This is a genomic window from Phenylobacterium sp., from assembly GCF_013911965.1.
In the GTDB taxonomy this organism is placed as follows: domain Bacteria; phylum Pseudomonadota; class Alphaproteobacteria; order Caulobacterales; family Caulobacteraceae; genus Phenylobacterium.
Window position 1 is genome coordinate 77803 of the sequence record NZ_JACESE010000008.1, and the last position, 17693, is coordinate 95495.

At 70.2% G+C, this 17693-nt stretch carries 17 protein-coding genes and 1 other RNA gene; 16 read left to right on the plus strand and 2 right to left on the minus strand.

Annotated features, from left to right (window positions below; all coding sequences use genetic code 11):
• Nucleotides 1-3 precede the first annotated feature (3 nt).
• Together hflK and hflC are read left to right on the plus strand one after the other, a co-directional pair.
• Nucleotides 4-1017, plus strand: coding sequence for an FtsH protease activity modulator HflK (gene hflK, locus H2041_RS09925; RefSeq protein WP_293412155.1), 1014 nt, complete (start codon nt 4-6; stop codon nt 1015-1017).
• The gene (gene hflC, locus H2041_RS09930) at nt 1014-1904 is read left to right on the plus strand and encodes a protease modulator HflC (RefSeq protein ID WP_293412157.1); all 891 of its coding nucleotides are present in this window, start codon (nt 1014-1016) and stop codon (nt 1902-1904) included. Before hflK ends, hflC begins: the two co-directional genes overlap by 4 nt.
• Nucleotides 1905-1960: 56 nt before the next feature.
• Here hflC and H2041_RS09935 read toward each other — a convergent pair whose 3' ends face one another.
• Nucleotides 1961-2632: an HAD family phosphatase gene (locus tag H2041_RS09935; RefSeq protein ID WP_293412159.1), complete on the minus strand. Its 672-nt coding sequence runs from the start codon at nt 2630-2632 to the stop codon at nt 1961-1963.
• Nucleotides 2633-2680: 48 nt separating this feature from the next.
• Nucleotides 2681-3574: a phosphoserine phosphatase SerB gene (gene serB, locus H2041_RS09940; protein ID WP_363244860.1), complete on the minus strand. Its 894-nt coding sequence runs from the start codon at nt 3572-3574 to the stop codon at nt 2681-2683.
• On the opposite strand from serB, the gene miaA reads away from it, so the two are divergent.
• The 14 genes from miaA to H2041_RS10010 all read left to right on the plus strand — a co-directional run bounded on the left by miaA (nt 3573) and on the right by H2041_RS10010 (nt 17691).
• Complete coding sequence (gene miaA, locus H2041_RS09945) at nt 3573-4493, plus strand: tRNA (adenosine(37)-N6)-dimethylallyltransferase MiaA (protein WP_293412161.1); 921 nt, start codon at nt 3573-3575, stop codon at nt 4491-4493. The genes serB and miaA overlap by 2 nt on opposite strands.
• 189 nt (nt 4494-4682) lie before the next feature.
• A complete protein-coding gene (locus tag H2041_RS09950) occupies nt 4683-6482 on the plus strand; it encodes an acetolactate synthase 3 large subunit (RefSeq protein ID WP_293412163.1) in 1800 nt (599 codons plus the stop codon).
• Nucleotides 6483-6565: 83 nt separating this feature from the next.
• Entirely contained in the window at nt 6566-7114 is a 549-nt protein-coding gene (ilvN, locus tag H2041_RS09955; RefSeq protein WP_293412165.1) for an acetolactate synthase small subunit, read from the plus strand.
• Between the two features lie 13 nt (nt 7115-7127).
• Nucleotides 7128-7994: a hypothetical protein gene (locus H2041_RS09960; RefSeq protein WP_293412166.1), complete on the plus strand. Its 867-nt coding sequence runs from the start codon at nt 7128-7130 to the stop codon at nt 7992-7994.
• Nucleotides 7986-8347: a transfer-messenger RNA gene (ssrA, locus tag H2041_RS09965) on the plus strand. Before H2041_RS09960 ends, ssrA begins: the two co-directional genes overlap by 9 nt.
• 152 nt (nt 8348-8499) lie before the next feature.
• Nucleotides 8500-8982, plus strand: coding sequence for an SspB family protein (locus H2041_RS09970; RefSeq protein WP_293412168.1), 483 nt, complete (start codon nt 8500-8502; stop codon nt 8980-8982).
• A gap of 7 nt (nt 8983-8989) precedes the next feature.
• A complete protein-coding gene (locus H2041_RS09975; protein WP_293412170.1) occupies nt 8990-9460 on the plus strand; it encodes a PaaI family thioesterase in 471 nt (156 codons plus the stop codon).
• A 4-nt stretch (nt 9461-9464) separates the two neighbouring features.
• A complete protein-coding gene (locus H2041_RS09980) occupies nt 9465-10250 on the plus strand; it encodes a C13 family peptidase (protein WP_293412172.1) in 786 nt (261 codons plus the stop codon).
• A gap of 73 nt (nt 10251-10323) precedes the next feature.
• Nucleotides 10324-12444 carry a serine hydrolase gene (locus H2041_RS09985; protein ID WP_293412174.1) on the plus strand — a complete coding sequence of 707 codons (2121 nt, stop codon included), beginning with the start codon at nt 10324-10326 and terminating at the stop codon, nt 12442-12444.
• A gap of 155 nt (nt 12445-12599) precedes the next feature.
• Nucleotides 12600-14243, plus strand: coding sequence for a flagellar basal-body MS-ring/collar protein FliF (fliF, locus tag H2041_RS09990; protein ID WP_293412176.1), 1644 nt, complete (start codon nt 12600-12602; stop codon nt 14241-14243).
• Entirely contained in the window at nt 14240-15283 is a 1044-nt protein-coding gene (fliG, locus tag H2041_RS09995) for a flagellar motor switch protein FliG (RefSeq protein ID WP_293412178.1), read from the plus strand. The genes fliF and fliG overlap by 4 nt, the downstream gene beginning before the upstream one ends.
• Nucleotides 15283-15933 (plus strand): flagellar assembly protein FliH, encoded by a 651-nt coding sequence (locus H2041_RS10000; protein ID WP_293412180.1) that lies wholly within the window; start codon nt 15283-15285, stop codon nt 15931-15933. The genes fliG and H2041_RS10000 overlap by 1 nt, the downstream gene beginning before the upstream one ends.
• Nucleotides 15934-15953: 20 nt before the next feature.
• A complete protein-coding gene (gene fliN, locus H2041_RS10005) occupies nt 15954-16292 on the plus strand; it encodes a flagellar motor switch protein FliN (RefSeq protein WP_293412182.1) in 339 nt (112 codons plus the stop codon).
• Nucleotides 16293-16317: 25 nt separating this feature from the next.
• The gene (locus H2041_RS10010; RefSeq protein WP_293412184.1) at nt 16318-17691 is read left to right on the plus strand and encodes a sigma-54-dependent Fis family transcriptional regulator; all 1374 of its coding nucleotides are present in this window, start codon (nt 16318-16320) and stop codon (nt 17689-17691) included.
• Nucleotides 17692-17693 lie beyond the last annotated feature (2 nt).

Sequence of the window (17693 nt, forward strand, 5' to 3'; positions counted from 1 at the left end):
CTGATGGCGCGGCTGCGCAACTTCTTCGGCGGCCCTGGCGGTGACGGTGTTCGCCCTGGCGCGGTGGCCGCCGTCGCCGGCGTGGCCTTCGCGCTCTGGGCGCTTTCGGGCTTCTACCTCGTGCAGCCCAACGAGCAGGCTGTGGTCACGACCTTCGGCTCCTACAGCCGCTCGGCGGGGCCGGGCCTCAACTACCATCTGCCCGCGCCCATCGAGCGCGTGGAGAAGGTGGCGGTCACCTCGCTCAACCGCATCGACATCGGCGGCGCCGACGGCGCGGACGTGCCGGAAGAGAGCCTGATGCTGACCGGCGACGAGAACATCGTCGACCTGGACTTCAGCGTCACCTGGCGTGTGGCCGACGCGGCCCGCTACATCTTCACCATTCGCGATCCGGAAGAGGCGGTGAAGGCCGTCGCCGAGAGCGCCATGCGCGAGGTCGTCGGCCGCTCGGACCTTGAATCGATCCTGACCCGCGGCCGCGGCGAGGTGCAGGCCCAGGCCGCCGAGCTGATGCAGCAGACCCTGGATTCCTGGGGCGCGGGCGTGAGCGTGGTGGAAGTCCAGATCCGCAACGCCAACCCGCCGCAGGAAGTGGTCGGCGCCTTCCGCGAAGTGGCCAATGCCGGCCAGGACGCGGAGTCGGCGGTCAACGAGGCCAACACCTACCGCAACCGCGTGATCAACGAGGCCAAGGGCGACGCCGCGCGCATCGTCTCGGCCGCCGAGGGCTATCGCGAACAGGCGGTGCGTGAGGCGACCGGTGAAGCGTCGCGCTTCAACCAGATCTACGCCGAGTATCGCGCCGCCCCGGCCGTGACGCGCGAGCGTCTCTATATCGAGACCATGCAGAGGGTCCTGGAGAACTCCAACAAGGTGATCATCGACTCACAGGGCGCCACCGCCCCGATCATCCTGCCTCCGGACGTGTTCCGCCCGCGCGGCGCAGCCCCGGCCGCGCCGCAGGGCCCGGTGGCCACCGGCAACGAAGCGCCCGGCGCGAGGAACGCGCAATGAACCGTCGCTACATCCCCTACCTGATCGGCGCCGTCGTCGTTCTGATCGTCCTGGCCAACACCTTCTTCGTTGTGAACCAGCGCGAGCAGGCGGTCGTGGTCCGCCTGGGCGACCCGGTCCGGGTGATCAACGCCGGCCCTGAGACCGCCGCCGGCCTGAAGATGAAGGTCCCCTTCCTCGAGCAGGTGCTGACCTTCGACAAGCGCAACCTCGCCCTCGAAACCGAGGAGGAGGAGATCATCGCCGCCGACCAGGAGCGCCTGGTGGTCGACGCCTTCATCCGCTACCGGATCGAGGATCCGCTGCAGTACTACCGCACCCTGCGCGACGACCGCACGGCCCGCGACCGCATCCAGCGGCTGGTCAACTCCTCGCTTCGGCAGGTGCTGGGTTCGGCGACGTCGAACGACATCATCTCCGGCGCCCGCAGCGGCGTGATGCAGCGGACCCTGGCCGATGTGAAGGCCCGGGCCGACTCCTCGCGGCTGGGCATCGCCGTCATCGACGTGCGCATCCGCCGCGCCGACCTGCCGGAGGCCAACCAGGCGGCCGTCTATCGTCGGATGGAGACCTCTCGTCAGCAGGAAGCCGCCCAGGTCCGCGCCGTCGGCGAACAGCAGAAGCGCGAGATCATCGCCAACGCCGACAAGGAAGTGACGATCACGCTCGCGACCGCCCAGGAACAGGCCGACCAGATTCGAGGCGAGGGCGACGCCCAGCGCACGCGGATCTACGCCCAGAGCTTCGGCCGCGATCCCGGCTTCGCCTCCTTCTACCGTTCGATGCAGGCCTATGAGGCCTCCATCGGCCAGGGGGACGCCACCATGGTGCTGTCGCCCGACAGCCAGTTCTTCCGCTATTTCGAGCGGGGACCGGGCGCCCGCTGATCGGCGGGTTCAGAACCAGACGAAGCGGCCTCCGATCATCCGATCGGGGGCCGTTTTCATTTGCGGACCATCACCTGCAGCAGGTCGCGCACCTCGTGCAGGTCGCGGGCGATGCGCACGCACAGGCCGCGCATCTCTTCGGTGGGATCGAGCAGGTCCGGCACCATGATGGTCATCATGCCGGCCGCCGCCGCCGCGCGGACGCCGTTGTGGCTGTCCTCCAGCGCGACGCAGTGGGCGGGATCGACGCCCAGCGCCTCGGCGGCCTTCAGATAGGGCTCGGGGTGCGGCTTGCTGTTGGTGACGCTCTCGCGGGTGATGAAGGCGTCGAAGCGGTCGAGCAGGCCGGCATGGCCGAGGTGGGTCTCGAGCGAGTTCCGGCCGGAGGAGGTCGCCACGGCCCGCGGCGCGCCCACCGAGTCGAGGTGGTCCAGCATCTCCACCACGCCGGACTTCAGGGCGACGCCGGCGGCCAGCACGTCGTTCAGCCGCGCCCGCACATCGGCGTGGTAGTCGGCCAGGACGAAGCCCTCGCCGAAGTGTTCGACCAGGATCGCGTCGCTGTGGGCGTGGGTCAGGCCGACCATCTGCTGGAACACCTCGAAGGGCAGTTCGCGTGCGATGGCGCGGGCCGCCTCGTCCATGGCCTTGAGGATCAGGCGTTCGCTGTCGATGAGCAGGCCGTCCATGTCGAAGACGACGGCGGAGACGGGACGCGGCAGGGTCATGGCGGGCTCATAGGCCGAACCGCGGCGGGATCGAAGTCACACCGCGCTTCAATCGGTGACAAACTCCTCGGCCAGGTAGCCCTGGAAATGGAGCAGCGCCGTCAGGTCGGAATGGTCCACCTTGGCGTCCGCCTGGGCGGCGACCACCGGCTTGGCGCGATAGGCGACGCCCAGGCCCGCCGCTTCGATCATCGCCAGGTCGTTGGCCCCGTCGCCGACCGCCAGGGCGGCGGAAGGGTCGGCGCCAAGGGCGGCGATTTCCTCGCGCAGGGCGGCGAGCTTGGCCTCACGACCGAGAATCGGCTCCCCGACCAGGCCCGCCAGCCCTTCGCCGTTCTCCAACAGGGTGTTGGCGCGGTTGGCGTGGAAGCCGGCGGCCTGGGCGACGCGGCTGGTGAAGAAGGTGAACCCGCCGGAGACCAGCACGCAGCGGGCGCCGTTCTCCGCCATGGTGCGCACCAGGGTCCGCGCGCCCGGATTCAGACGGACCCGCTCGTCATAGGCCCGCTGCAGATCGGCCAGGGGCAGCCCCTTGAGCATCGCCACCCGCTCGCGCAGGGCGCCTTCGAAGTCGAGTTCGCCGCGCATGGCCCGTTCGGTGATCTCCGACACCTTGGCCTTCACGCCGGCGAAGTCGGCCAGTTCGTCGATGCACTCGCAGCCGATGATGGTGGAATCCATGTCGGCGATCAGCAGCCGCTTGCGCCGGCCGTTCCAGGGCTGGACGCAGACATCGATGGCGCGGCCGGCCAGCAGGAGCTCGGCGGCTTCGCGCACCGGGGCCACGGCCTCGGCCTCGACGGAGAGGTCGAGCGCCCCCGGGCCGAGCGGTCGGGGTTCCTTGACGCGGGCGCGCACGCCTGCGAGCGCTTGGGCGAGTTCGGCGACGGCGGCGGAGGGCGCGGCCGCGTCCGGGCTGACGAGGGTGACTGCGAGTTCCATGGAGCCCCGCATCTGGCTGATCGGCGGCCCGACGGCAAGCGGCAAGACGGCGCTGGCCCTGCGGCTGGCCCGCGAGCGCGGCGCGGAGATCGTCAATGCCGACTCCATGCAGCTCTACGCCGACCTGCGTGTGCTGACCGCCCGGCCCACGGCGGAGGAGGAGGCGCAGGCGCGCCATCATCTGTTCGGGGTGGCCGATGCGGCCGAGGCCTGGTCGGTCGGCCGCTGGCTGCGGACCGCCCTGCCCGTCCTGCAGGATCTCGCCGCGCGCGGACGCGAAGCCATCGTCGTGGGCGGCACCGGCCTCTATTTCCGCGCCCTGACGCAGGGCCTGGCCGAAGCGCCGGACGTGCCGCCCGAAACCCGCGCGGCCGCGGCGGCGGACTTCGAAGCATTGGGCGAGGCGGCGTTCCGCGAACGGCTGGCGGGCGTCGATCCGGCGGCGGCGGCGCGCATCGCGCCCGGCGACCGCCAGCGGCTGACGCGGGCCTGGGAGGTCTGGGCGGCGAGCGGAGCCGCCCTGTCCGACCTGCAGTCCCAGACCGCGCCCGCCATCGCCGCGGAACGCTGGCGCGGCGTCGTCATCGACCCGCCGCGCGCGGCGCTCTACGCCCGCTGCGACGCCCGGCTGGCGGCCATGTTCGAGGGCGGGGCGGTGGAGGAGGCCGATCGCCTGCTCGCGCGCAGGCTGGATCCGGACCTGCCCGCCATGAAGGCGCTCGGGATGCGGGAAATCGCCGCCTGGCGCCGGGGCGAGCTGGCGAAGGACGAGGCGCTGGCCGCAGCTCAGCAGGAGACCCGCCGCTACGCCAAGCGGCAGGCGACCTGGTTCCGCAACCAGACGCCCGATTGGCCGAAGATCACCGCCGCGGACGCCGAGGGCCAATGGGGGCAGTTTCTTGCGCTGACCTCGCCTTGACGCGGGGGCGCACGCATGCGAAGAGCCCAAATCTCTCTTCCGGAGAAAACCGCGTGCGCGAGCTTCTTGTAATCCCGAGGCGACCTTAGCCGGGCTGATCGAACGATCAGCGCGAACGAGGTCGCTTGAACCAGGCCCCCGCGAGGGCCTTTTTTATTGCCCTGAAGGCCAGCCCAGAAGGCCCCTGCCATGACCGCCCACCAGACCATCACCGCCACCCAGACCGACGCCGAGACCCTGACCGGCGCCGAGATCGTCGTCCGCGCGCTGATCGATCAGGGGGTAGAGGTCCTTTTCGGCTATCCCGGCGGCGCGGTGCTGCCGATCTATGACGCGCTCTTCTCCGAGCCGCGCCTGCGCCACATCCTGGTCCGCCACGAACAGGGCGCCACCCACGCGGCCGAAGGCTATGCGCGGTCGACCGGCAAGCCCGGCGTCGTTCTGGTCACCTCCGGCCCCGGCGCGACCAACGCCATCACCGGCATCGTCGACGCCCTGATGGATTCCATCCCGCTGGTGGTCATCACCGGCCAGGTGGCCACCCACCTGATCGGCACCGACGCCTTCCAGGAGTGCGACACGATCGGCATCACCCGCTCGATCACCAAGCACAACTACCTGGTCAAGAATGTCGACGACCTGCCGCGGGTGATGCACGAGGCCTTCCACATCGCCACCTCCGGGCGGCCGGGTCCCGTCGTCATCGACATCCCCAAGGACGTCCAGTTCTCCAAGGCGCCCTACCAGGGTCCGGAGCAGGTCACCCACGCCCACGACTATCGCCCGCGCGTGAAGGGCGAGACCGGCCGCATCGCCGAGGCGGTCACCCTGCTGGCCCAGGCCCGCCGGCCCATCATCTACACCGGCGGCGGCGTCATCAACGCCGGCCCCCGCGCCGCCGAGCTGCTGCGCGAGTTCGCCGAGCTGACCGGCGCGCCGGTCACCTCGACCCTGATGGGCCTGGGCGCCTTCCCGGCGGCCGACCCCAAGTGGCTGGGCATGGTGGGCATGCACGGCAGCTTCGAGTCCAACAACGCCATGCACGACTGCGACGTCATGCTGGCCCTGGGCGCGCGCTTCGACGACAGGGTGACCGGCCGCCTGGACGCGTTCGCGCCCACCTCGCGCAAGATCCATGTGGACATCGACGCCTCGTCCATCGGCAAGAACGTCCGCTGCGACGTGGGCATCGTCGGCGACGCCGCCAGCGTGCTGGAGGACATGATCGCCGCCTGGAAGGCCATGCGTCTGTCGGTGGACCAGGCTGCGCTGGCCGACTGGTGGAAGCAGATCGACGCCTGGCGGGCCCGCAAGTGCTTCGCCTACACGCCCGATTCCAAGCTGATCAAGCCGCAGCAGGCCATCGAGCGGCTGTACCATCACGCCAAGGACAAGGACGTCTACATCACCACCGAGGTCGGCCAGCACCAGATGTGGGCGGCCCAGTACTTCCGCTTCGAGGAGCCGAACCGCTGGATGACGTCCGGGGGCCTGGGCACCATGGGCTACGGCCTGCCGGCCGCCGTCGGGGTGCAGATCGCCCATCCGGACTCGCTCGTCATCGACATCGCCGGCGACGCCAGCGTGCAGATGACCATGCAGGAGATGTCGACGGCGGTGCAGTACGACCTGCCGATCAAGATCTTCATCCTGAACAACGAGTGGATGGGCATGGTCCGCCAGTGGCAGCAGCTGCTGCACGGCGAGCGTTACTCCCACTCCTACTCCGAGAGCCTGCCCGACTTCGTCAAGCTGGCCGAGGCCTATGGCTGCGTCGGCCTGCGGGCCGAGCATCCGGACGAGCTGGACGACAAGATCGCCGAGATGATCGCGGTGAAGAAGCCGGTCCTCTTCGACTGCCGGGTGACCAAGGAGGAGAACTGCTTCCCCATGATCCCCTCGGGCAAGGCGCACAACGAGATGATCATGGCCGAAGAGGCCCGCGACCTCGGCTCCATCATCGACGATGCGGGCAAACGGCTGGTGTGAGACCTGGCGCGGCGGCCGGGGGCCAGTTGCCCTCGGCCTGCGCCTGTGACACCTGAACGGCCGAGCCGAGAGAAGAGACCCCGATGCCCGACCCCCAGCCCGCCTCCGTATATGACCTCGACCACAAGCAGGAGGCCGAGACCCTGGCCACCTTCGCCGTGCTGGTGGATAACGAGCCGGGCGTCCTGCACCGGCTGGTCGGGCTGTTCGCCGCGCGCGGCTACAATATCGAGAGCCTGACGGTCGCCGAAACCGACCGCAACGCCCATACCAGCCGCGTGACCATCGTCACCCGCGGCACGCCGCACGTGCTGGGCCAGATCGAGGCCCAGCTGGAGAAGATGGTCTCCACCCGCCACGTCCAGGACGTGACCCGCGACCCCAACGGCCTGGAGCGCGAACTGGCCCTGGTGAAGGTGAAGAGCACGGGCGCCGACCGGGTCGAGGCCCTGCGCGTCGCCGACATCTTCCGCGCGCGCGTCATCGACACCACCCACGAGAGCTTCGTCTTCGAGATCACCGGCGCGCCCAGCAAGATCGACAAGTTCGCCGAACTGATGCGGCCGCTCGGCCTGGTGGAACTGTCGCGCACCGGCGTGCTTTCCATCACCCGGGGGGCGGAGGCCTTCTAGCCGGGAGGAGCCCTTGGCGCGTCGCCCGATCGCCTGCAGACGCATCGCTCTGGCCCTCGCCGCCGGGCTCGCCGCCACGGCCGCGGCCGCGCAGGACGCGCCGCCTTCGGACGGCGCCGTCGAGGCCGTGCCGATCGAGGGCTGGGACGCCTACGCCTTCCCCCCGCCCGATCCGCAGTCCTGGTGGGAGGCGGAGCGGCCTGAGCCGCCGGAAGCCGCCGATCCGCTCGGCGGGCGCCGCCTGCCCCGCGACCGGCCGCCGCCGGCGGTCACGCCCATCGAACCCACCCTCTACCGGCTCTGGGGCCTGCCGCCCCTGCAGACCCAGGTCGTCCGCCGCGGCGAACTGGTGATGGAGGTCTGGCGCCGGCCTTCCAACAGCGTGCGCCAGAGCGTCTTCCGGGTGATCCGCCGCAACGACGGAGAGGTCTTCGTGCAGGGTCGGGCGGGCCTGGCCTGCTGCGCGCCGGACATTTCCCGTCGCGTGGGCTTCGACGCCGTCCTGCCGCGCGAGTTGGGCGACCGCTTCATCGCCCTGGCCGAGCAGTCGGCCTGGGCGACGCCGCGGGACGTGGTGGCCCAGGAGTCGGCCGCCACGGTCGGCTCGATCTGCCTGGAGGGGGCGGCCTACGACCTGATCCTGCTGACCGAGAACGGCGGCTACGCCCTGCGGCGCGACTGCGAGGACGCCGAGGTGGGCCAGGTGGCCGACATACTGGAGGCTGTGATCGGGGCGGGCCTGGGCCACGAGCCGCGGATCGACGTCCTGTTCGAGGACGGCGCCGATTTCTCCCGCGAACGCGCGGCCTATCAGCGCCTGATCGCCCAGGATGGGCGGATCAAGCCCTCCGACGCCGCCGCGCAACGGGACGGTCTTTAAATCTCAACCCCCGGGGCCTATATTCGAAAGGTCCGGTTCGCCGGACTATGGGGATAAACGCGCGCGAAATAAGCGGACTGGACCCGGGTGCGATTCCCGGCGGCTCCACCAACACCTTCTCCGGGTTATCGCCGGGCAAGCATGGGGCCGATCAGCATCGACAGACGTGTAAAGGCGTTGCTTTCTCTCGGCCTGACCCACCGTTCCGGGTCATTAAACTAACTGCGAACGATAACTTCGCTGAGGAAGTTCGCCTGGCCGCGTAATGCGGTCCGGAGACATCCGACCTAAGTCCTAGGGGTTCAGATCCTTAGGCGGGGCCGGAGGGAGCCTGGCAACAGAATCCCTCCACTCTTCCTCCCTCTCCGTCCTGCCGCCGGCGCGCCTGCGGCGCCGGTGCGTCAGTCGGCGCAGATCGCGCGCCTGCGTCGGGCCGCCCGCTTGCGCCGTCGAACGCAGACGCTACCTTCGGATGGACACCTCATCCGTCCTCGGTGGAGATTCCATGGCCCAAGAGCCGCCGGCCCAAGATCAGATGCACTACGAGGCGCTGGCCCAGGAAGCCCTGCGCGGCGTGGTGAAGTCGGCGCTGAAGCGTGCGGCCTCGCCCGAGGGCCTTCCGGGCGCCCACCACTTTTACATCACCTTCAAGACCGACGCCCCGGGCGTTTCGGGTCCGGCTGATCTGTTGTCGAAGTACCCCGACGAGATGACCATCGTCCTTCAGCACCAGTACTGGGACCTGGCCCCGGGGGAGACCTTCTTCTCGGTGACGCTCAAGTTCGGCGGCTCGCCCAAGCGGGTGTCTGTGCCGTACGCCGCCGTGACCCGGTTCTACGATCCCAGCGTCCAGTTCCTGCTGCAGTTCGAGGTCAGCGGCGAACCGGGCGAGGCGGCCGCGGCGCCGGAAGAGCCGTCCGAGCCCCCGCCCGCGCCGACGGATCCGGCCGAGAAGGTCGTCTCCCTCGACCAGTTCCGGAAGAAGTGAGCCTCCTTTGAGCGACGTCTCTGCGCCCGAGCCCGAAGCCCTGACCGACGAGGCCATCCTCGCCCGGTTCCTGCGGACCAAGAACCAGCCGACCGGCTCACAGACCCTGGGCTTCCAGATGGTCGCCGTCAGTCAGGCGGAGAAGATGGTCGAGGTGGCCTTCGACGCCAAGGCCGAGCTTCTGCTCAATCCGATGAAGCAGATTCAGGGCGGCTATCTGTGCGCCATGCTCGACGAGTGCATGAGCGTCGCCTGCATGGTCGCCTCCGGCATGACGCACGTGGCGCCGACGCTGGAGATGAAGACCAGCTTCCTGCGCCCCGCCAAGCCGGGCGCCATCAAGGGGATCGGCCGGGTCGTGAAGTGGGGCCGCAGCGTCGCCTTCACCGAGGGCGAGCTCTACGACCCCGACGGCAAGCTGCTGGCCAAGGCGACGGGCACGGCCATGCCGACGCCGTTCAAGTCCTACAAGAGCTGACCCGGTGGGGCGGCGCGCGGGTCTGAGGGTTCGGATCTGCGGCGCGGCGCTCGCCCTGTTCGCCCTCGTCCTCCCGACCGCCGCCGCGGCGGAGTCATCGTTCGCCGGATGGGGCGCCATCGTCGTGGCCGGCGACTGGCGCGCCGCCAACGGCGGACCGACAGACGCCTTTGACAACGCCCGCCGGGACGTGGCCGCCGCTCTTTCCGGCCTCGGCTTCGATTCGGCGCAGCTGCGCCAGCTGTCGGTCCGGCCGCGGGCCGAGCCGGCGGGGCCGACGCCCCTGCTGGCGACCCCCAAGGCCATCTACCAGAGCCTGAAGGCGGTCGCGGCCGGCGCGCCGGGCTGCTTCGTCTACTTCACCTCGCACGGGGCGCCCCAGGGGGTCGTGATCGACGACGAGATCCTGCCCCCGTCGCTGCTCGGCCTGATGCTCGACAACACCTGCGGGGCCAAGCCCACCGTGGTGGTGATCTCGGCCTGCTTCTCCGGCGTGTTCGTTCCGGCCCTGGCCAAGCCCAACCGCATGGTCTTCACCGCCGCCCGGCCCGATCGCACCTCCTTCGGCTGTGGAGAATCGAACCGCTACCCCTTCTTCGACGAGTGCTTCCTGGGCGCGCTCGACGACAGCGGCGACTTCAGCGGCCTGGCGGCGCAGGTCCGGCGCTGCGTGGCCGACAAGGAACAGGCCGAGGGGGTGAGCCCGCCCTCCGAGCCGCAGCTCTGGATCGGCCCCCAGCTGCGCCCGGTCCTGCCCCTCTACGCCTTCGCCGCCCCCGCCTCGCCCTGAGGCCAAGCGGCCTTGGAGCGACTCCCGCGGCGCCCTAGAAGGAGTCGCTTGGTTCGAACGGGGGAGAGACGGGTTGAAGCGCCTCGTGTGCAAGGTCGTCCCGGCGGCGCTGGCCGTCCTGCTTGGCGTCCATTCGGCAAGCCTGGGCCAGGAGGCGGCGCCGGCGACTCCCAGCGCGCCGATCCCCTATGAAACGCTGAACCCGCCACGCCCCGCGCCACAGCGCGCCGTCCCGCGCCGCCCCGCCCCCGCGGCGGCGTCAGCGGCGGCGACCGACGCCCAGGCCTCGGCCGAGGCTGCGCCCCTCGGCGTCGCGACCTTGCCGCCGGCCGAGCTGGAGGCCTTCGTGGACGGCGCGGTGCGCAGCGCCATGGACCGCGACCATATCGCCGGCGTGACCGTGTCGGTCGTCCAGAACGGCCAGGTCGTTCTGAAGAAGGGTTACGGCTATGCGAGCTTCGATCCGGTGCGTCGCGTCGATCCCGACCGGACCCTTTTCCGCATCGGCTCGATCTCCAAGACCTTCACCTGGATCCTGCTGATGAACGAGGTGGAGGCCGGCCGCATCCGACTGGACGCGCCCATCAACCTCTACCTGCCCGAGCGCGTCCAGGTGCGCGACCAGGGCTTCCGCGAGCCGGTCAAGGTCATCAATCTCCTCGACCACACCCCTGGCTTCGAGGACCGGGTGCTGGGCCAGCTCATGGAGCGCAGCTTCGATCGCGAGCGGCCGCTCGAGGTCTATCTGCGCCAGGAGCGTCCCCGCCGGGTGCGCGAACCGGGCCAGTTCCCGACCTACTCCAATTACGGCGTCGGCCTGGCCGGCCAGGCCCTCGTCTATGTCACCGGCCAGCCCTTCGAGACTCTCGTCGAGCAGCGGATCACCGGCCCGCTCGGCATGAGCCGCACCACCTTCCGGGAACCGCACCCCCCGAAGGCGGGCATTCCCGCCCCGATGGCCCCCGCCCTGGCCGGGAACCTGTCCGAACCGTTCCGCTGGTCGCCGGCGACGGGTTTCGAGGCCCGCGCCTTCGAGTATCTCGGCCACCTGGCGCCGGCCGGCTCGGCCTCCTCCACCGCCGCCGATATGGCGACCTATATGAACCTGCTGCTCAGCAACGGCGTGGCCGGCGAGCGGCGGATCTTCGGCCCGCGGGCGGCGCAGGCCTTCCGGACGCCGCTGCGCCAGGACGCCAGCGGCACGAACGGCTGGGCCCACGGCTTCGCGGTCTATTCTCTCCCCGGCGGCCACGTCGGCTACGGTCATTCGGGCGCCACCCTCTCCTTCATGTCGAACATGGTCGTGGCGCCCGAGCTCGGCCTGGGCGTCTTCGTCAGCGCCAACACCGAGAGCGGCGGCGACCTGGCGATGCGGCTGCCCGGCGAGATCGTCCAGCAGTTCTTCGCCCCCGGTCCCCCGGCTCTTCGCCAGGGCGACCCCGCCCTGGCGCGGCGCGCCGACGTCTATGAAGGGCACTACCTCGGCACCCGGCGCGCCTATGTCGGGCTGGAGCGGTTCGTGGGCTACGTCCTGTCGGGCCGCTCGGTCTCGGTCTCCCGCGACGGCCGGCTGACCACCGCCGGTCTCAACGGCGTCGAGACCTGGGTCCCGGAAGGCGATCCCGCCGCCGGCCGCTTCGTCTCCACCACGGGCCCCGAACGGCTGATCTTCGAGATCCGCGACGGCAAGGCGCGCGCCTTCCAGCTCGGCTCCAACGACCAGCGATTCCAGCGGGTGGGCCTGTGGAGCCAGCCCTGGTTCCTGGGGCTCCTGGCCGCGCTGGCGGTGCTCGCCGCCGGAGCGACGCTGGGCGGTCTCGCCCTTCGTAACCGGCGCGAGCTGCGCCAGACCCAGACGCAGAGCCAGGCGAGCGTCGTCCAGACGATCCAGGCGGTGCTCTGGCTTCTGGCGGTCGGCCTCTTCATCTCCTGGGTCAGCGGCAGCGGGGACTCGGCCCGGGTGGTCTACACTTGGCCGGGCGTGCGGCTGATCCTGGCCTCGGCCTGCGCCCTCGTGGCCGCCCTGCTGACCATCGTCACCATCGCCGCCCTGCCCGCCGTCTGGCGCGGCGGCCGGCGGCTCGACAGCTGGTCCCTGCAGCGCAAAGCGGCCTTTACGGCCACGACCGTGATCTACGCCGCCCTGGCGGTGGTGCTGTTCCATTGGGGCGCGCTGACGCCCTGGAGCAGCTGACGGGCCGGTGGGCGGCGGGGGTGCGACAAACCGCGCAAGAAAGCTGAGGCGCTAACCCAACCCTTAAACGCCGCGTTTACCATCAACTGGGTAAATCCTGCCTAGCGGGCGGCCGAACTGGGCAGGTCCCGTACCGTTTTGGGGTGGGACGCGCCTTGAATCAGTTTGTCGCCGCGCTGCAGAGGTTCGGGATCGGACGCCTGGCCGCCATCCTCGGGGTGGGCGCCGGCGTGGCCGCGGCCCTGTTCGCCCTGACCATGAACCTCGGCGAACCCAAGGCCCTGCTCTATTCGAATCTCGATCTGCGCGAGGCCGGCTCGATCACCCAGGCGCTGGAAGCCGCCGGCGTGAAGTACGAGGTCAAGGGCGACGGCTCGACCATTCTGGTGGCGCGCGACGAGGTCGCCTCCACCCGCCTCATGCTCTCCAGCAAGGGTCTGCCGACGGCCGGCTCGGTGGGCTACGAAATCTTCGACGAAGCCAATGCGCTGGGCCAGACCGACTTCGTCCAGCAACTGAACCGCCAGCGCGCCCTGGAAGGCGAACTCGCCCGCACCATCCGCAGCCTGGACGGCGTGACCTTCGCCCGCGTCCATCTGGTGCTGCCCAAGCGCCAGCTCTTCGAGGAAGAGGCCGAGGAGCCGTCGGCCTCGGTCACCCTCGGCGTCGGCGGGCGCGAGCCCAACGCCGACCAGGTGCGCGCGGTCCAGAACCTGGTGGCCGGCGCCGTGCCGCGCATGACGCCGGCGCGCGTCACCATCGTCGACCAGCACGGAAAGACCCTGTCGGCCGGGGGCGAGAGCTTCGCCGGCGAGATGGCCGACAGCCGCAAGAGCGAGGTCGAGCAGCGCATCGCCAAGACGGTGAAGGGCCTGGTCGAAAGCGTCGTCGGTCCGGGCAAGGCGCGGGTCAATGTCACCGCCGACATCGACCTGGCCCGGGTGACCCTGCAGCAGGAGACCTTCGATCCCGACGGCCAGGTCGTGCGGTCCGAGCAGACGGTCGAGGAAAGCGCCAACGAGAACGAGCCCAACAACGCCGGCGCCGTCACCGCCGACGCCAACATCCCCGGCGGCGGCCTGGGCGGAGAAGACGGCCAGGTCAGCTCGGCCAGCGGCCGGACCGAATCGACCACCAACTACGAGATCTCCAAGACCACCCGCACCGAGGTCCAGGAGCCGGGCAAGATCCAGCGCCTGTCCGTCGCGGTCGCGGTCGACGGCCTGCGGCCGGTGGGCGAAGACGGCCAGGCCGGCGAGTACCAGCCGCGCTCCGAGGAGGAGATGCAGCGCATCGAGCAGCTGGTCCGCACCGCCGTCGGCTTCGACGAGTCCCGGGGCGACCAGGTGACGGTGGTCAATGTGCCCTTCACCGCGCCGGAGACGGCCGGCGGGGTGGAGTCGGCCAACCCTCTGACCGACTTCGACAAGAACGACATCATGCGGGCCGCCGAACTGGGCGTCCTGGCCATCGTCGCCCTGCTGATCATCTTCTTCGTGGTCCGGCCGCTCCTGAAGAACGCCGGCGGCGGCAATGGCGGCCTGCCGGCGCCCACCCAGACGATCACCCGCGTCGTCACCACTACGCCCGACGGCCAGCCCGTCCAGGTCAGCGTCGATCCGGAGACGGGGCAGCCGCTCGCCCTGCCCGGTCCCGGCGAGCTGGAGCAGAAGATCGACATCGCCCGCATCGAGGGCCAGGTGAAGGCCTCCTCGGTCAAGCGCGTCGCCGATTTCGTCGAAACCCATCCGGAACAGTCGGTCGCGATCCTTCGCAGCTGGCTGCATGAATCCGCATGAGCCTGGTCGTTCGAGGCGGCGGCCGGTCGAAGGCCATTACGGACCCCTCGCAGCTGACGGGGCCGGAGAAGGCGGCCGTCATCCTGCTGGCGCTCGGCGAGGATCACGCCACCATCTGGGCGGGCCTGGACGACGAGGAGATCAAGGAGGTCTCCCAGGCCATGGCGAGCCTGGGCACGGTGGCCGCCAATGTGGTCGAGGCTCTGCTGGTGGAGTTCGTCGCCGGCATGTCGGGGGCCGGCACCATCATGGGCTCCTACGAGCAGACCCAGAAGCTGCTTCAGGCCTTCCTGCCGCCCGACAAGGTCGAAGCCTTGATGGAGGAGATCCGCGGTCCGGCGGGTCGCACCATGTGGGACAAGCTCGGCAACGTGAACGAGGCCGTCCTCGCCAACTATCTGAAGAACGAATACCCGCAGACCGTCGCCGTCATCCTCTCCAAGGTGAAGTCCGACCACGCCGCCCGCGTGCTGGCGGCCCTGCCCGAGGACTTCGCCCTGGAGTGCGTCACCCGCATGCTGCGCATGGAGCCGGTGCAGCGGGAAATCCTGGACAAGATCGAACAGACCCTGCGGACCGAGTTCATGTCGAACCTGGCGCGCACCTCCAAGCGCGACAGCCACGAGATGATGGCCGACATCTTCAACGCCTTCGACCGCCAGACCGAGAGCCGGTTCATGGCCGCCCTGGAGGAGCGCAACCGCGAGAGCGCCGAGCGGATCCGCGCCCTGATGTTCGTGTTCGAGGACCTCTCCAAGCTCGATCCCGGCGGCGTCCAGACCCTGCTGCGCGGCGTGGAGAAGGATCAGCTGGCCCTGGCGCTCAAGGGCGCCTCGGACGCCCTGCGCGAGATGTTCTTCTCCAACATGTCCGAGCGCGCCGCCAAGATCATGCGCGAGGACATGGAGGGCATGGGCCCCGTCCGCCTGAAGGACGTCGACCAGGCGCAGATGAAGATGGTCCAGGTGGCCAAGGATCTGGCCGCCAAGGGCGAGATCATGCTGGCCGGCGCCGGCGGCGACGATGAGCTGATCTACTGATGACCACGTCCGCCCCCCGCCCCTTCGACTTCGACACCGTCTTCGCCGATGACGGCGCGGTCGCCCGCGCGTCGGCCCGCCCCAAGCGCCTCTATCCCCTGGAAGAGGTCGAGCAGATCCGCGCCCAGGCCATGGCCGAGGGCGAGCGCGCCGCCATGGCCCGCATCGAGGCCCAGCAGGCCGCCGCCCTGTCGCAGATCGCCCAGGCCTGCCAGGCCGCCCTGCCGCGCCTGGCGGAGGTGGCCCACGAGCACCGCGTCGGCTCGGCCGAGCTGGCGCTCGCCTGCGGGCAGGCCATCGCCGACGCCGCCCTGGACGCCTTCCCGCGGGCCCCGATCCAGGCGGCCCTGGACTCCCTGGCGCGCGAGATCGAATCCGCGCCGCGGCTGGTGGTCACCGCGCCGCCGGCCCTGGCCGAGAATCTGGAGGCCCTGCTCAGCCAGACGGCCCAGGCCATCGGCTTCGCCGGCCAGATCCAGGTGCGTCCGGATCCGGCCGCCGGCCGCGCGGCCTTCAGCCTCGACTTCGGCGACGGCGCGGCCCGCTTCGATCCGGCCGCCGCCGCCGAGCGCGTCGCCGCCGCCCTGCACGAGGCGCTGGCCGCCGAGGGCCTGCACGCCGAACCCCTCATTCCCGGCGGCGACGCCTGACCGGAGAAAGGACGAAAGCCATGTCCGACAACGAGCTGAAACTGGACGAGCTGGGCCCCGGCGACGTGCCGATGGCCGACATGGGCGGCGAGGGCGAGGAAAAGCAGGCTTCGGACCTGGCGCCTGTCTTCGAGGTGCCGGTCAGCATCTCCGCCGTGCTCGGCCGGGCCCACATGTCGGTCGCCCAGCTGCTGCAGCTGTCGTCCGGATCGGTCCTCGAACTCGACCGCAAGGTCGGCGAGGCCATCGACATCTATGTGAACAACCGCCTGGTCGCCCGGGGCGAGGTCGTCATCGTCGACGAACGCCTGGGCGTGACCATGACCGAAATCATCAAGGACGGCGACACGTCGGCCTGAGGCGACGGCGCAAGGAGGATTGAACATGCGGCTTCTGGTCGTCGGAAAACTGGATGGGCAGCTCTCGTCAGCCGTGAAGATGGCGATGAGCGCGGGCGCCAAGGTCAGCCACGTGGAGACCGCGTCCGCGGCCACCCACGCCCTGCGCGCCGGCCAGGGCGCGGACCTGCTGCTGGTCGACTACGAGATCGACATCGCCGGGCTGATCGCGGCCAACGAGGCCGAGCGGATCCGGGTGCCGGTGGTGGCCTGCGGCGTCGGCCCCGACCCGGTCAAGGCCGCCGCGGCCATCCGCGCCGGGGCCAAGGAGTTCATCCCCCTGCCGCCCGAGGCCGAGCTGATCGCCGCCGTGCTGGCGGCGGTGTCGGACGACAACCGGCCGATGGTGGTGCAGGACCCGGCCATGAAGGCGGTGCTGACGCTCGCCGACCAGGTCGCCCCCTCCGACGCCTCGATCCTCATCACCGGGGAGAGCGGCTCGGGTAAAGAGGTCATCGCCCGCTACGTCCACCAGAAGTCGCGTCGCTCGGCCAAGCCCTTCATCTCGGTCAACTGCGCCGCCATTCCGGAAAACCTGCTGGAGAGCGAGCTGTTCGGGCACGAGAAGGGCGCCTTCACCGGCGCGCTCGCCCGCCGCATCGGCAAGTTCGAGGAAGCCAACGGCGGCACCCTGCTGCTCGACGAAATCTCCGAGATGGACGCGCGCCTGCAGGCCAAGCTGCTGCGCGCGATCCAGGAGCGTGAGATCGACCGCGTCGGCGGCGCCAAGCCGGTGAAGGTGGACATCCGCATCCTGGCCACCTCCAACCGCGACCTGGCCCAGGCGGTGAAGGAAGGGACCTTCCGCGAGGACCTGCTCTATCGCCTGAACGTCGTGAACCTGCGCCTGCCGCCGCTGCGCGAGCGTCCGGGCGACATCATCGTCCTGGCCGAGCACTTCGTGAAGAAGTACGCCGCGGCCAACGGCATGGCCGACAAGCCGCTGTCGGACGAAGCCAAGCGCCGCCTGGTCGCCCACCGCTGGTCGGGCAATGTGCGCGAGCTCGAGAACGCCATGCACCGGGCCGTGCTGCTGTCGCCCAGCGACCAGATCACCGAGGACTCCATCCGCCTGCCGGACGGCCAGCCGCTGGCCCCCGCCGACGCCGGCATGCGCACGGCCCAGGCCGCCAGCGTGGCGGCCGCCGAGGCGGTCCGCAACACCTTCGTCGGCCAGACCGTGGCCGAGATGGAGCAGCAGCTGATCCTCGACACCCTGGAACACTGCGCCGGCAACCGGACGCACGCGGCCAACATCCTCGGCATCTCGATCCGCACCCTGCGGAACAAGCTGAAGGAATACAGCGAGGCCGGCGTGGCCGTTCCGGCGCCGCAGGGCGCCGGCGCGAGCGCGGCCTAAGC

Coding starts and splice junctions, on each gene's coding strand:
- H2041_RS09935 (WP_293412159.1), bottom strand. CDS start 2,632: ATGACCCTGCCGCGTCCCGTCTCCGCCGTCGTCTTCGACATGGACGGC.
- fliN (WP_293412182.1), top strand. CDS start 15,954: ATGTCCGACAACGAGCTGAAACTGGACGAGCTGGGCCCCGGCGACGTG.
- fliG (WP_293412178.1), top strand. CDS start 14,240: ATGAGCCTGGTCGTTCGAGGCGGCGGCCGGTCGAAGGCCATTACGGAC.
- hflK (WP_293412155.1), top strand. CDS start 4: ATGGCGCGGCTGCGCAACTTCTTCGGCGGCCCTGGCGGTGACGGTGTT.
- miaA (WP_293412161.1), top strand. CDS start 3,573: ATGGAGCCCCGCATCTGGCTGATCGGCGGCCCGACGGCAAGCGGCAAG.
- serB (WP_363244860.1), bottom strand. CDS start 3,574: ATGGAACTCGCAGTCACCCTCGTCAGCCCGGACGCGGCCGCGCCCTCC.
- ilvN (WP_293412165.1), top strand. CDS start 6,566: ATGCCCGACCCCCAGCCCGCCTCCGTATATGACCTCGACCACAAGCAG.
- H2041_RS09970 (WP_293412168.1), top strand. CDS start 8,500: ATGGCCCAAGAGCCGCCGGCCCAAGATCAGATGCACTACGAGGCGCTG.
- hflC (WP_293412157.1), top strand. CDS start 1,014: ATGAACCGTCGCTACATCCCCTACCTGATCGGCGCCGTCGTCGTTCTG.
- H2041_RS09950 (WP_293412163.1), top strand. CDS start 4,683: ATGACCGCCCACCAGACCATCACCGCCACCCAGACCGACGCCGAGACC.
- H2041_RS10000 (WP_293412180.1), top strand. CDS start 15,283: ATGACCACGTCCGCCCCCCGCCCCTTCGACTTCGACACCGTCTTCGCC.
- H2041_RS10010 (WP_293412184.1), top strand. CDS start 16,318: ATGCGGCTTCTGGTCGTCGGAAAACTGGATGGGCAGCTCTCGTCAGCC.